Below are 14,612 nucleotides of genomic sequence, written 5' to 3' on the forward strand. Positions count from 1 at the left end.
GGTCTCAACCTGCGGGCTTATGACTTCGTGTCTCAAGAGCTGCGGGCGGCGGAAGACCCCGAATTTGAAACCTTCTATACGAAGAACATTCTGCTCAACGAAGGGATCCGCGCCTGGATGGCACCGGCTGACCAGCCGCACCAAAACTTCGAATTCCCGGAAGAAGTTCTGCCACGCGGTAACGCCCTGTAGAAATTCCGATTTTAGAGTGGCGATTTTAGCCGGGGTTTCCCGCTAAACTCCGACTCTAAAATCTACCATATTCAGATATCTGTTGTCGATCGCAAAAGAGGTTGTCATTAGTGCAAACATCTTTTAATCCTTCGATGGTCATGGGCGGACGTGACCAAGAAACCAGCGGCTTTGCGTGGTGGGCGGGAAATGCCCGTCTCATCAACCTATCCGGTAAGCTGCTTGGCGCGCACGTCGCTCACGCTGGCTTGATCGTGTTCTGGGCTGGAGCGATGACCTTGTTTGAAGTCGCTCACTTCATCCCGGAAAAACCCATGTACGAGCAGGGCTTGATCCTGCTACCCCACCTCGCCACCCTCGGTTGGGGTGTCGGTCCGGGTGGTGAAGTCATCGACACCTTCCCCTACTTCGTGGTTGGTGTCCTCCACCTGATCTCTTCCGCCGTACTCGGTTTAGGCGGTATTTATCACGCGGTTCGCGGTCCAGAAACCCTGGAAGAATACTCGTCCTTCTTCGGGTATGACTGGAAAGACAAAAACAAGATGACCAACATCATCGGCTTCCACCTGATTATCCTGGGTTGCGGAGCGCTGCTGTTGGTGCTGAAAGCCATGTTCTTTGGCGGTGTCTACGATAGCTGGGCACCGGGTGGCGGTGACGTGCGGGTGATTACCAACCCGACCCTGAATCCCGCCGTCATCTTCGGCTATCTGCTGAATGCTCCCTTCGGTGGCGAAGGCTGGATCGTCGGCGTTAACAACATGGAAGATATCATCGGCGGTCACATTTGGATCGGCTTCATTTGTATTGCTGGTGGTGTCTGGCACATTCTTACCAAGCCCTTCGGCTGGGTGCGTCGCGCTTTCATCTGGTCTGGAGAAGCTTATCTCTCCTACAGCTTGGGCGCGCTGTCCCTGATGGGCTTTATTGCTGCTGCCTTTGTTTGGTTCAATAACACCGCTTATCCGAGCGAATTCTACAGTCCGACCAATGCTGAAGCTTCTCAAGCTCAAGCACTCACCTTCTTGGTTCGCGACCAACGCTTAGGTGCCAATATCGGTTCCGCTCAAGGTCCGACCGGTCTGGGTAAATACCTGATGCGCTCTCCCACTGGTGAAATTATCTTCGGTGGTGAAACCATGCGCTTCTGGGATTTCCAAGGTCCCTGGCTCGAACCCCTGCGCGGTCCGAATGGCTTGGATCTCAACAAGCTCAAAAACGACATTCAGCCCTGGCAAATTCGCCGCGCGGCTGAGTACATGACTCACGCTCCTAACGGTTCGATTAACTCCGTGGGTGGCATTATTACTGACATCAACGGCTTTAACTACGTGAACCCCCGTGCTTGGTTGGCGGCGGCTCATTTCATTCTCGGTTTCTTCTTCTTAGTCGGTCACCTGTGGCACGCAGGTCGCGCTCGCGCGGCGGCGGCTGGCTTCGAACGCGGTATCGATCGCGAAGAAGAACCGGTGCTGGCAATGAGTAACCTTGACTAATTTGCCACGGTTCGGAGGCGGAAATCTCTCAAGCTGATTTCTCCCTCCACTTCCATAAAAAACTCCTGCTTCACCGCAGGAGTTTTTTCTTTGGGAATGCAAGGGAGAAACCTGTTGACAAAAAATCGCTCGGATTTTATAATAGAAAAGTTTGTTAAAATTAACCTAAATCGGTCAGAAAACTCCAGACTCGAGACAACTATTCTGAATTGAAAATTTAAACGAAAAAAAAGCCGCTTTCCAGATAATTCTCTTATGGCCAATTCTGATTTTACCGACGAACTCGAATGGACGCCGGAAGCGAAGGCGAAGTTAAAAAATATTCCTTATTTCGTGCGATCGCAGGCGCGTCAGCGCATCGAACAACTGACGCGCGAGGCAGACCGTGACGTGGTGACTGCTGAAATTGTGGAACAGGCGCGCTTGGAATTTGGCCAGTAAAGCGATCGCTCACAGTAGCCAACGAACGAATTGCGTTCGTTGGCACTCTTCCCTGCCTACAGTTTTGAATCTACCGCTATGGATGATTCCGATTTCCACCGCGAACGGATTTCAACACAGACCGGTTATTGTTTGGGCATCAACTGCTTGCCAAATTGGGAGTAGAGTGCTGGAATCACCAATAAAGTCAAAGCCGTCGAAGTAAATAACCCCCCCAAAACCACAATCGCTAACGGTTGCAAAATCTCATTTCCGGCTCCACTCGCGATCGCCAAAGGCAACATCCCCAGTGCAGAAGTCAAGGCGGTCATCAAAATAGCATTAACCCGGTCTAGAGACCCCTTGAAAATCGCATCTTTCAGATACATTCCCCCGGCGAACTTCGTATTGTAATTATCCACCAACAACAACCCATTGCGGACGGCAACCCCAAACAGAGTAATAAACCCAATCAGGGAAGCAATTGACATCACGCCGCCACTGAAAACAATCGAGATAATCCCACCCACCAATGCCAACGGCAGATTAAGAATAATGGCGATAGTTGCCGGGATCGACTTCACGGAGAAAAATATCAACACCGCAATGGCGATCGCCGCTAAAACGCTAAACAAAACTAAATTATAAGTGGCCCGTTGCTCCGATTCAAACTGGCCGCCGTACTGAATAAAATAACCCTTTGGCAACTGCAAGTTCTGCCGAATCCGAGCTTGAATATCGCCGACGACGCTACCCAAATCACGCCCTTGTACGTTGGCCGAAACCACAATTAAGCGCGATACATCTTCCCGATTGACCACATTCGCTCCCATCCCGTAATCAACCGAGGCAACAGTATCCAAAGAGATTGTTTCCCCGGTTGGAGTTGAGAGGGGAATAGCACGAATGGCATCTAAACTATTGCGAGCATCCTCAGTTAACGCCACAACAATATCGATAAGCTGCTGGTTTTCTGGCACTTGTGACACCACCCGGCCATTCAGAGCCGTTTCCACCACCGCTGAGAGTTGTTCCATGCTTAATCCATAACTTGCTGCGGCGGCGCGATCGTATTGGATTTGCACCTGACGGATTGGCAATTGGGGTTCGAGCTGCAAATCAACAACCCCAGGAATGAGTTCGATCGCGTCGCGGACTTGTTCGCCAAGCTGGCGCAGTTGGACTAAATCCGGCCCAAAAATTTTAATCGCGATCGCGCTCCTCACCCCAGATAAAACTTCATCCATGCGGTGGGAAATAAACCCGCCAATATTAGACGCAACACCGGGCAACTTCAGAAACGACTCGCGCAGTTGTTTCACGCTAGCTTCGCGATCGTTTAAAGCAAGGTCACTGAGTTCCACATCCACATGAGCCATATTAACTCCTGCACCATCCGCGTCCCCAGGCGCGCGTCCCGCGCGGACTTGCACCCATTCGTACAGGGGATTATCTTCGAGGGAATTGTAAAGTGCCATCCCTGCCCGATTCGTCATCTCCAGAGAAACACCAGGGAATAACACCATTGAGTTGACCAAAGATTTTTCTTGGAATTCTGGTAGGAATACCCGTCCGAGAGAAGGCACGATGGCGAAAGCTGCAACTAAGGCAGCCAGTGCCACACTTAAAATGATTCGGGGCGATCGCACCGAGAAGTTGAGCAATGGACGATAGAGCCGTTGTCCCCAACGGGAAAGGAAAGTACCTTCTTGCGGCAGGGTTTGATTCGCCAGTAAAATGGCACACAGCGCCGGAGAAAGGGTCATCGCAACCAGGGTAGAAGCGGCGATCGAGAACAAATACGCCCAGCCCATCGGCGCAAAAATCCGTCCTTCCACGCCAGTCAAACTAAAAATTGGCGCAAATACGACAATAATAATCACCGTGGAAAAAATCACGGCCAATCGCACTTGCACCGAGGTGTCATACACCACTTGGAAAGGGTGTTTCGGGTTGCCCCGCGCTTGATTGCTGCATAGTCCGCGATAGCAGTTTTCCATATCCACGATCGCGTCATCCACCACCGAGCCAATAGCAACCACTAACCCGCCCAATGTCATAGTATTAATCCCCAAACCAAAGGCATTCATAAATAACAACCCAATCACTAAAGACAAGGGAATCGCGCTCAAAGCGATCGCCGCAGTGCGCCAATTCATCAAAAACAGCACCATAATCGCGGACACGATGATGATGCCTTGAACCAGAGAACCACTGACATTGCGAATGGCAGAATCAATGAAATTAGACTGGCGAAAGGTGCGGGTCACCTGAACCTCAGGAGGAAAAGTCGGCTGCAAAGACTCCATCACGGCTTCCACCGCTTTAGTGACCGTGGGGGTATCCACTTGGGGCTGTTTGGTTATCATCATCACCACAGTCGGTTCTCCGTTAAAGCTGGCATCACCGCGCTTGAGTGCGGTACCCGTTTTAACTTCCGCGACGTCTTTGAGTAAAATCGGTCGCCCATAGTCCACCTTCACCACAGATTGCTGCAAGTCTTCAATGGATGTGACCTGCCCAATCCCGCGCACCAATAACTCTTGACCCCCGCCAATCAGAAAGCCGCCGGGAGCATTGGAATTTGCACCTCTGGCTGCCTCGGTGACTTCGGTGAGGGATACATTGAGCGATCGCAGTTTTTCCGGATCCACTTGGACCTGTTCCTGACGCTCGTCACCCCCGTAAACGGTAACTTGGGTGACGCCCGGTACCGAGAGAATTTGGTTGCTGATGGTGTCATCTACCAAGCGGCGCACATCCATGAGGGAAGTTTCCCCATTGGGGTTCACCGTAAAGGCATATTGCAAAATCGTGCCCAATGGCGATGCTAACGGCGAAATTTCGGGTGGAGGAGTCCCTTCTGGAAACCGATCGCTCACCTGTTGCAGCCGTTCCGTGACCGATTGCCTTGCTTTATAAATATCGGCATCTTGGTCAAACACCACCTGCACCATCGACAGGCCCACTTTGGAGGAAGAACGCACCACATGCACTCCGGGCAAGCCATTTACCGCAGTTTCGATCGGCACGGTGATTTGGGATTCGACTTCCTCAGGAGCGAGTCCAGTCGCCTCAGTCTGAATATCCACTTGAGGCGGGGCAAATTCTGGGAATACATCCAGAGGCATCTGGGAGATGGTGATGACGCCCCACAGGCTAACGAAAATAGCACCGATAACAATCAACCAGCGATGGACGATCGCGCTTTTGAGGGTGTAATTGAGAATTGAGTTCAACATCTTAAAATTACACACCCCCTTTCTTGCGGTTGCCGATCGCGGCGATCGCCCCCACCACTAGCAAGGTTCCCCCACCAAAGGTGGCAACAGTTGCCATTGGAAAACCCGTAGAAGGTTGAGTGGATTCGCCAGACTCCAAGGCAAGATTGCCCGAGGTATCGTCGCTGTGGGCTGTGCCGCTAGAGTTTGCCTGAGCTTGGGCCTCGCCAATTTGGGAAGCGTCAATCTCATCTGTACCAGCGGCTACATCCTCAGTTTGGGAAGCGGCGATCGCATCTGTACCCGCCGCCGAATCGGCAGTTTGGGTTTTGCGCGATTCGGCATAGAGGGACAAACTCCCCTGAGTGACCAGCTTCTCCCCAACGGATAATCCCTGGGTGATTTTAATCAATTCCCCTTCGGTGGCACCGGTGGTCACTTCCACTGGCTCATAAAAATTTTCGTATTGCACAAAAACTAGCTGTTTCCCGTCTGCATCGACCAAGGCGGTGACAGGCACCATCACCGAGGAGCTACCATTTGCCGCAGAAGCGATCGGCGCGACCACAATCCCCATGATTCCATCGGTTTCGGGATTAACCGGCACTCGTTCAATACCTCCTTGTGCCTGGAATTCATCTCCATGCCCCACATGGGCCAACCCAACTGGGGGCGCAGTGACGGCTAAACCCACTGCAAGCAGACCGCTGATTATCGCAAAAGGCTTCATCATAACTCCTCACGCTGTAAAACACTCCCCAATCTGCCACAGGGCAGATGAAATTCAGGTGAAATAAGGGCGGTTTTGCTAAAATCAAGCCTGTGGTTCATTTCATGGAGCGATGCGGATTCTGCTGGTAGAAGATGAAGCGGATTTGGGACTGGCAATCAAACAAGTGTTAATCAGCGAAAAATATGTGGTGGATTGGGTGGTGGATGGTACTCAGGCATGGGACTATCTGGACAACCCGTGGACGGATTACACCGTGGCGATCGTGGATTGGCTTCTCCCGGGGCTATCCGGATTAGAGTTATGCAGGCGTCTGAGATCGCACCAGAATCCTTTACCCGTGCTGATGCTTACGGCTTTGGGTGAGCCTGAAAACCGGGTTAAAGGGCTGGATGCTGGAGCGGATGATTACTTGGTCAAACCGTTTGTGATGGACGAATTATTGGCAAGGTTGCGGGCACTTCAGAGGCGATCGCCCCAACTCCAACCCCCCACCCTCACCGTTGGGCCATTCACTCTCGATTATGGAAATAATGCCCTCTGTTTTGGGCTAGAGCAACCCGCGCAAACTATTCCTTTAACCATCAAGGAATTTCAAATCTTTGCCTACCTCATGCAAAATTGCGATCGGATTATTTCGGGGAGCAAGATTCGGGATCAACTCTGGAATTTTGAAGAAGAACCCCTGAGTAATGTGGTGGCAGCCCACATGCGGTTATTGCGCCGGAAATTAGCTAGCTATGGCTGCACTTGCCCTATCGAAACGATTCCCGGTCAGGGTTATCGATTCAACACCTCCCTGTGAACTTCCTCTGCTATGAATAGCCATCAACTCTTTCGTCGCAGTCGTGCCCGTTTAGCACTCTGGTATGCTGGTGTGATGGCGGTGATTTTGAGTCTGTCAGGATTGAGTCTGTATCGCTCCCTCATTCAGTCGAATTGGGCGGCAATGGAACGGGAAATAAAGTCGATCGCAGGCACGCTCCACGATAGTTTGGAACCCATGCTACCCACTTCTGGAAAGCCAACGGCTGTTTTGCGGCGTATTTTGCCCGAACTTTGCGTGGCTCAACAGCCTTGTAATGTCAGCCCAACGTTGATTCAACGACATACCACTGGCATTAGCGATCGCAATACTTACTATATTCGTCTGTTTAGTCACCAAGGCAAACTTCTTGCCTTTTCCCCCAATCAACCTCGCGGCATTTCTACCACTTTCAATTCTGCACCTTGGCAAACATTTCGCAGTTCCAATGGCATTCGCTATCACCAATTTACTATCATTTTACACAGTCACTATGCCAGCCATTCCGCGCAGGTTCATCGTTCTAAGTCATCTTGGGGATACTTACAAATTGGCCGGACTTTAGAAAATTTTGATGCTGAAGTCAAGCGGATGCAATGGATTTTGGCGGTCGGATTTTCTATTGCGTTAGGTTTGGTTGCTCTTTCGAGTTGGTGGCTTTCGGGATTAGCTATGCAGCCGATTTACCAATCTTATCAGCAGCAGCAACAGTTTACTGCTAATGCTGCCCATGAATTGCGATCGCCTCTCGCCAGTCTCTTAGCGACTGTAGAAGCGATTTTACGAGTGCCGCACTCGAATCAGCAGGATATTTCGACTATGCTCCAAACTGTTGAGCGACAGGGACGCCGCTTGAGCCATTTGGTTGCAGATTTACTCTTGTTAACCCGTCTCGAGCAAAATTCATCCCCAACCTCTTGTGAGTCTTGTTGCTTAAACGATATAATTAATGATTTGACCGAAGAATTTTTAGAACTGGCAACGATGGCAGAAATTCATCTGGTCAATCAACTTCCCCATGAGCATATTTATGTGTCGGGGAATGAATCCCAACTGTACCGATTGGTCTCTAACTTAATTGCTAATGCAATCCAATACACGCCGCGTGGCGGTCATGTGATGATAGATTTAACTCGCCGCGATCGCCTTGCCTGTATTGCGGTTAAAGATACGGGAATTGGCATGGATGCAAAAGAACACACCCGCATTTTTGAGCGCTTCTACCGTGTGGATAGCGATCGCTGTCGTGAAACTGGAGGCACAGGGCTTGGCTTGGCACTGGTGCAGGCGATCGCCCAGAAACATCACGCACAGCTCGAAGTCGAAAGCCACTTAGGATCCGGCAGCACTTTTACCCTAAAAATACCCGTTTCCTCCGTTACCCAAAAACTCAGCTAAAAAGACTTTTCAACCTCCTTTATTCTCTAAATCCAAGCCGCCTTGCCCACTGGTTCATAGAGGAAAAATCACCGATTTCCAATAACAGTTTATCTCCCCCCTATTCCTCACCCTTCCCGATTTAGAGCCGCTAAAATCGCCTGCTGACTCACCGTCTGGTAAATCGTCTTTAACGATTGCATCGCCGCCTTCCCCGTAGCGGCAGGTTTGAGCGGAATCGTCCCCAACAAATCCAACACCGTTTCGCTACTCGGTGCGGGTGCAATCACCACTAATCCCGACTCTAATTGCTCATTATATTTCCAAAACTTCTCCACATCAAGCGGCGGTTGCGGATATTTGCTTTTCCGAATTTCCACCGCCTCCGGTTCTGTCTCTTCCTCATTTTCCATCCCCCGAATCCGTCGGAGTGCGGCCATAATTTGCTCTTGCTCGCGACCGCGCAATTGAAACAACACAAACGGGTCTTCACTAAAGCGACGCCCGAGTAAATAATACACCGCCGCAATATGCTTGCAAGGATTCGCCTTGTCGGGACAGCTACAGCGCGAATGCACCTCATCCAACGTAAACGGAAACAACCTCACCCCATTTGCCGCAAACACTTCTTCAATATTCGTCGGCATTTCTCCCGCCAACAATTTAGCCGAAAAAATCGCCCGTTCTGCCAAGGTTTGAATCACATAATTCCAATCTTCATCCGTTAGCGGGTCTAACCAAAGCGACACTTTATAGGGTTCCGGTTCTGTCCCTTGGACCCGCGCTACTACTTTTTGTCCCGCAAACTCAATCCCGAGTACGTTGCCCTGTCGAGCATAATTTCGCCCCCGTTCCAATCGCTTCTTAAACCGATAAGAATTCAGCAGGTCGATCCACTGCTGCGCCCACCATTCTTGGTCAACTTCGCTGTTGTAAGTCATTATCGTTGATTCTGTGTTCTAAACTTATACAAAAAATGACCCCCAGAGGGTAGGGTAGGCATTGCCCACCCTACGGGGTTTCCCTCATTCCACCTGTTCATCAATCACCGCATTCCGGTCGAGTACGAGCAAGTTTCGCAGTCGATCCGTATCCAACTGGGTTAACCATTGTTCGCCGGCACCCACCACCTGTTCTGCCAATTCTTTCTTACTTTCAATTAAGTCGTGAATCTTTTCTTCCAAGGTGCCGGTGCTGACAAATTTATGCACTTGCACCTGTTGGGTTTGCCCGATGCGAAAGACGCGATCGGTGGCTTGATTTTCCACCGCCGGATTCCACCAGCGATCGAAGTGGAACACGTGATTGGCGCGGGTTAAATTCAACCCCACCCCACCGGCTTTAATCGATAAAATCATAATCGGCGGCCCTTGGGGATCGTGTTGGAAGCGATCGACCATTTCTTCCCGTTGTTTTTTGCGGGTTGCGCCATAGAAGAACAACACCTCGCGCCCGAATTTCTCTTTTAAATACGGTTGCAGGAGTTTGCCCCATTCGGAAAATTGAGTGAAAATCAAGGCGCGATCGCCTTCTGCTAACACCTCTTCTAACATCTCTTCCAACCGCTGCATTTTCCCCGAACGATGGGGATTTTCCAGGGTTTTCCGTTTCAAAAACTGTGCCGGATGGTTGCAAATTTGCTTGAGCTTTGTCAGCAGGGCTAAAATTACCCCATGTCGTTGAATCCCTTCTGAAGACTCAATGTCTGCCCAAGCTTCATCCACTAATTTCTGATAGAGCTTTGCCTGTTCCAAAGACAACCCGCAAAATTCTACCATTTCTTGTTTCTCGGGCAAGTCTTGGATAATATCCTTGTCACTTTTGAGCCGACGCAGGATAAAGGGGCGCACCAGCGATCGCAAGGTTTCCAAGGAATCCTTATCCCCATATCGTTCGATAGGGGTAGCAAATCGGCGCTGAAAAAATTCCCGCGCCCCCAAATATCCCGGATTGAGAAAATCCATAATCGACCACAATTCTTGCAGTCGATTTTCCACCGGGGTTCCGGTTAACGCAATGCGAAACGGCTGATTTTTCTCATCAATCAATTGGCGCACCGCTTTCGACTGCTTCGCTTGGGGATTCTTAATATTCTGCGCTTCATCTACCACAATCCCCGCCCAATTTACGCTGTTGAGGTCTTTTGCATCGCGGTACACTAGGGCATAACTGGTAATCACCAAGTGTTTCTTTCTCACCCCGGTGGCGAATTTTTTCCCTTTGAGACGTTTGTCCCCGTGATGCACCATCACTTTCAGTTTGGAACCAAATTTGTTTACTTCCCGTTCCCAGTTTCCCAATACGGAGGTGGGACAAATCAATAACACGGGATTGTCTAAGGCTTCTTGTTCTTGCAAGTGGAGCAAAAAGGCGATGGTTTGGATGGTGTTGTGGCACAGAATGTGATTGGCGACAAAATTGTGCCGATCGCTGACTTCAAAATCGTACACCCACCCGCAATAGTCAATCTCTTCGATGTTGGCGATCGGGCAATACAATACCTCGCGATCGCACAATTCTGGCAGATTTGCTTGAGTTTCTCCCAACTGTTTAACCTCCCCGGTGGGCGTCTTCCATTGCGAGGGCGGAATCGGACAATCTTCTCCTTGACCTTTCCCCATCACAAGCGATTCGCTTCCCACCGCCACGGGTTCTAAATTGGGCCGAGAAACCGTTTCGGAAGTTTTCCCATCCACGGAATTGGGCATCTCCAACTCATCTAGGGGCAATGGTGTTTCTTCTCCTGCAGGTGCAACCCTATCGGCGGCGGAAATATGTTCTGCATGGGAATTGCTGAGGCGATCGCACAGTTCTTCTAGTTTCCCCTGTTTCTCTGGATGGCTAAATCCAATCTCTTCGCCAAATTTTCCCGCGCTGCTTCCCGCCAGAATGCCGATATAATCCCGGCGGAAAATGCCACTTCCATCATTGGTAGATTGTTCTGGGGATGCGATATGCAGCCAAATCCCCAATCGTCGCAATAATGCAGAGAGTTGCTGGATGATTTGGAAAGAAGCGGTGGTTATTTCAATCCGGTGCTGCATCGGTAAAATTACTGTTTCTGCTGCATCGAAATAATGCTGTAGAAACAGCCGCACGCTCTCTCCATCTGCCTGCATGATAAACGAGGGAATGGATTTTTCCGCCGATAAATTCCCCCATCGATAGTCTTTGGATGCCAAAAACTCTTGATAGGAAGGACTGGTAAAGCGCAGGCGAGAAACTGAGTTAGAATCGGTGACAATTGTGGGACTATCGATATCCAGGTTATGGCGTTGAGCCAAGCGTTGCAGGGTTTGGACTAAATCTTCCATCCGTTGTGAGTAGGAAGGAGAAATTGTTACCATTGCATCGTGGTTTTCTTCATAACCGACGGCGAGTTGCCATGCGAAAAACTTGACTAAATCCGGGTCTTCGGGTTGTCCGTGCCAGAGTAATTTGACGGGGATGCCGATGCGATCGCCAATTTGAAACTCGGTGCTCCAGCCCTGGGAAGTCAGCAGTTGATGACGGCGAGTAATGGTGATGCTGCTGCCATCTTCTAGGGTGACTTTTCGCAATTTTTCGGCCACCTGTTGCCGATAGAGTCGCTTAATCCTTGATTGTACTATTTTATGGGTTTGATTGTCAATCGAATTCACCCACAATGATGCGATAGGTTCCGCCCAAAATCCTTCGCCATCGAAGTGAGGGGGTTCGGCATAAGTTTCCCAGATTTCTTCGGCTTTTTGCAAGCAGCCATTGACGGCAATTAGGGAGTCGGGAGCCAAGCATTTACCCAGACCCATATCGTCGGCCAAACAAGCGCCTAAACCCCAGCGTTCTAGGAAGGAAAGCCAACTGACACCTCGGGCTTGGTAGGGGCGCAATTCGCCGTTAAAGTGGGTGGGTTTTTCCAGTTCTGCGAGCGATCGCTTCTGGTTTAAAGTATTGAGCAATTCTTCGAGTTGTCCCCCGGCTTCAAACTTGACCACGGGCAATTTTTCCATCGCCTGGGTGTCTCCAGTGGCCAACCGGAGTGCATCTTCTAACGTGAGAGACATCTGGTTTTTGCGGGATTTAAAAAATTCCTGGGCGGCGCGGATATCTTGCTCTCGCAGTTCGACCCATTCGCCATCGATTTCGACTAAGGGAGATTTTAATGCGACTAGGCGATCGAATTCTTTTTTGGAGATTCTTTTTCCGCCGATAGTCAGTTCCCATTTAAAATCGAGCAGATTGTGCAATCCCAAACCTCCTCGCGGACCGCCGGGAGTTTCGGCGCGAATGCTCAATCCCAGACGACTGGCAATTCCTTCTTTGGGAGAGAGACTTTCGGGCAATACTACGCCCAAGCCACTATCTTCAAATCGCCAAGCCACGGATTTGATAAATTCGTAGGCTTGCATCGGTTGGAGGGCGCAATATTGCGGGCGTTGGGTATCGAGACTTTCTTCGATGGGAGGAAACAAGCGAGATGCCAAACCCAACCCGCTGAGCAAGGTTTCCTGGGGACGTTCGATGCGCCGCCCTTGATACACAAATTGTTCTACCGGATTGTTCCAGATAGTTTTGGCATCTAGCAAACAGTAAACATCGTCTACGGCTTGTAAAAAGTATTGCAAGGTCCAGCGATTATCGCCATATTGGGGGGGAACCAGTTCGAAGCAGGCGCGAAACTGTTGTTGTCCGGCTAAATGATGATGAACCGGGGCGGTCCAACTGTCCAAGGCGGATTCGATTTTGCCGATCGCCTTGGCTTCTGCGTGGAGGGTGGCATCATCGGAGACCAAGGCGTGCAGCCATTCGCGCACGGGAGTAGCTAAATTCGGCACAGAATCGTCACTGATTGCCATGCGAACCCGGGCGTCGATGGTGTGACTGAGGAACGATCGCAGGAGGGGTTGGGGGTCTGGGGGTAAATTGACGGCGAGGGCATCGCCGAGGTTAGGAGGCTGATAGGTGCGACATACCAGCGGCATTTGTTTGCTAAAGTGATTGATGCGCTGGCGATCGGTGTCGCTGTCGAGGAGAGGTTGCCAAGTGGCGATCGCGCCTCCTTCTAATTGATGTTCCAGTTTGGGTAAAAACTTGCAGCGCGCTTGCAGATCCAGACTCCAGCGGGCGACATGGGACCAAAATCGCAAGGGTGCGCCGATAAACGCCTCGCCGACGATCGCCTCTCCGAGGGGCAAAGCGGATAAAAACTCCATTGCTTCTTGGGGTGTGAGGCACAGTCCCTCGATTGTCCAGGGATAGAGATACCGGGGAGTCTCCGATGCGGGGAAGGCGGAATGCAGGGGAACGGGCAGGTCGCTTTCCGGGGGCAAATAGGTGGGCATAGCGATCGCCAGGGTTTGCCAGCGATCGAACCCGGGGGTATTTTCGCTTGCCTTTCCTTTTCTCCCTTTTCTGCCTTTTGTCTTTTTGGGGATCGCATCCGGGGGCAAGGTCCAATGCAGGCGACATAAGGCTTCTAGGGATTGCAGAAAGTCGATTAATTCTGCTTGGGTCATCGCCAAGGGATGGGCGGGTACGGTTTCGAGGTCGGCGGATTCTTCCTCGGTCATCCTGCGCCAAGTTTCTCCCCAAATCCACAAATAATCCCCCGGATTTTCCAGTTGGTTTACATCTTCCCTGCGTACCCAACTCCCGTGTAAAATTGCCATTTTTGTTTACGCTCCTCCAATCACTTTTATTGTCAGTAAATCCCGAAATAAAATTTATTATTTTTCAGGGTTTAGGGTGTGCTTTGCTGATTCAACATCAATAAAATTTAATAAATTTTATTATAAGGTCGCCCGCGAGTAAATTTTTCTCTAGGAAATTGCGGAAAAGGAAAGTGAAGGGAGAACGAAGCAGTTGCGGGGGCGAGGTCGGGCTGAGGGGAAAAGTTGAGGCTAGCCGTTGTGACAATTTAGGCGCGGCATTTAAAGCAAAATTGTGTTGTGCCAGGGTGGAGAGGAAAGTGGGCAAAATTGTAGCGCTTTCTCGTCAGAGCTGGTCAAGGAAATTCCCGGCGTCGAGACGGTGGGAATCAATAGATTTATCCTATAGAACACCAAGAGGATGCTGAAGGATTGGCGATCGCTGCACCCCGGGATTGTTCGGGGTAGGGGGTGGGAGTCCCACAGGATGGGGCGGTACGGTGGGATTCGCGAACAAGCTGTGCCACAGTTGAAGCGCGAAGCAAGCCCATCGGGGGTGGTTTGCCAAGGAAATAAACCGCAAGGATTCCCGGTTAAACTAAGCAATTCCGTCACCAGAACTACTCGTCTTCAGAACCGGACTTGAGATTTTCACCTCATCCGGGGACTCAACAATTTGGCCTTTGTCATAGGTACCGAGGCTACCATCACTGGCAGTCTTGACATCGTGGCAATGTCTATGGA

The 14,612-nt window shown here is 50.6% G+C and carries 8 protein-coding genes and 1 pseudogene; 5 read left to right on the plus strand and 4 right to left on the minus strand.

Annotated elements, in window-relative coordinates; all coding sequences use genetic code 11:
• The 3 genes and pseudogenes from LKK83_RS06805 to LKK83_RS06815 form a co-directional block, all read left to right on the plus strand.
• Positions 1-192 (plus strand): annotated as a pseudogene (locus tag LKK83_RS06805) (photosystem II D2 protein (photosystem q(a) protein)); the annotation flags it as partial.
• Between the two features lie 134 nt (positions 193-326).
• Positions 327-1,688, plus strand: a complete 1,362-nt coding sequence (gene psbC / locus LKK83_RS06810) for a photosystem II reaction center protein CP43 (protein WP_324630236.1) — start codon at positions 327-329, stop codon at positions 1,686-1,688.
• 255 nt (positions 1,689-1,943) lie between these two features.
• Positions 1,944-2,129 (plus strand): PCP reductase family protein, encoded by a 186-nt coding sequence (locus LKK83_RS06815; protein WP_324630229.1) that lies wholly within the window; start codon positions 1,944-1,946, stop codon positions 2,127-2,129.
• Positions 2,130-2,254: 125 nt separating this feature from the next.
• On the opposite strand, the gene LKK83_RS06820 is transcribed toward LKK83_RS06815, so the two are convergent.
• Entirely contained in the window at positions 2,255-5,350 is a 3,096-nt protein-coding gene (locus LKK83_RS06820; RefSeq protein WP_324630230.1) for an efflux RND transporter permease subunit, read from the minus strand.
• Positions 5,351-5,357: 7 nt separating this feature from the next.
• Positions 5,358-6,062 carry a cobalt transporter gene (locus LKK83_RS06825; RefSeq protein ID WP_324630231.1) on the minus strand — a complete coding sequence of 235 codons (705 nt, stop codon included), beginning with the start codon at positions 6,060-6,062 and terminating at the stop codon, positions 5,358-5,360.
• Between the two features lie 109 nt (positions 6,063-6,171).
• Between LKK83_RS06825 and rppA the strand changes: the two genes are divergently transcribed.
• Complete coding sequence (gene rppA / locus LKK83_RS06830; RefSeq protein WP_324630232.1) at positions 6,172-6,864, plus strand: two-component system response regulator RppA; 693 nt, start codon at positions 6,172-6,174, stop codon at positions 6,862-6,864.
• Positions 6,865-6,876: 12 nt separating this feature from the next.
• On the plus strand, positions 6,877-8,262 hold the full coding sequence (rppB, locus tag LKK83_RS06835; protein WP_324630233.1) for a two-component system sensor histidine kinase RppB: 1,386 nt from the start codon (positions 6,877-6,879) through the stop codon (positions 8,260-8,262).
• Positions 8,263-8,369: 107 nt separating this feature from the next.
• Here rppB and LKK83_RS06840 read toward each other — a convergent pair whose 3' ends face one another.
• Together LKK83_RS06840 and LKK83_RS06850 are read right to left on the minus strand one after the other, a co-directional pair.
• Positions 8,370-9,182: an SWIM zinc finger family protein gene (locus LKK83_RS06840; RefSeq protein ID WP_324630234.1), complete on the minus strand. Its 813-nt coding sequence runs from the start codon at positions 9,180-9,182 to the stop codon at positions 8,370-8,372.
• Positions 9,183-9,266: 84 nt separating this feature from the next.
• Complete coding sequence (locus LKK83_RS06850) at positions 9,267-13,889, minus strand: SNF2-related protein (protein ID WP_442957291.1); 4,623 nt, start codon at positions 13,887-13,889, stop codon at positions 9,267-9,269.
• Positions 13,890-14,612 lie beyond the last annotated feature (723 nt).

This window comes from Phormidium sp. CCY1219, assembly GCF_035615515.1.
In the GTDB taxonomy this organism is placed as follows: Bacteria; Cyanobacteriota; Cyanobacteriia; order Cyanobacteriales; family Laspinemataceae; genus CCY1219.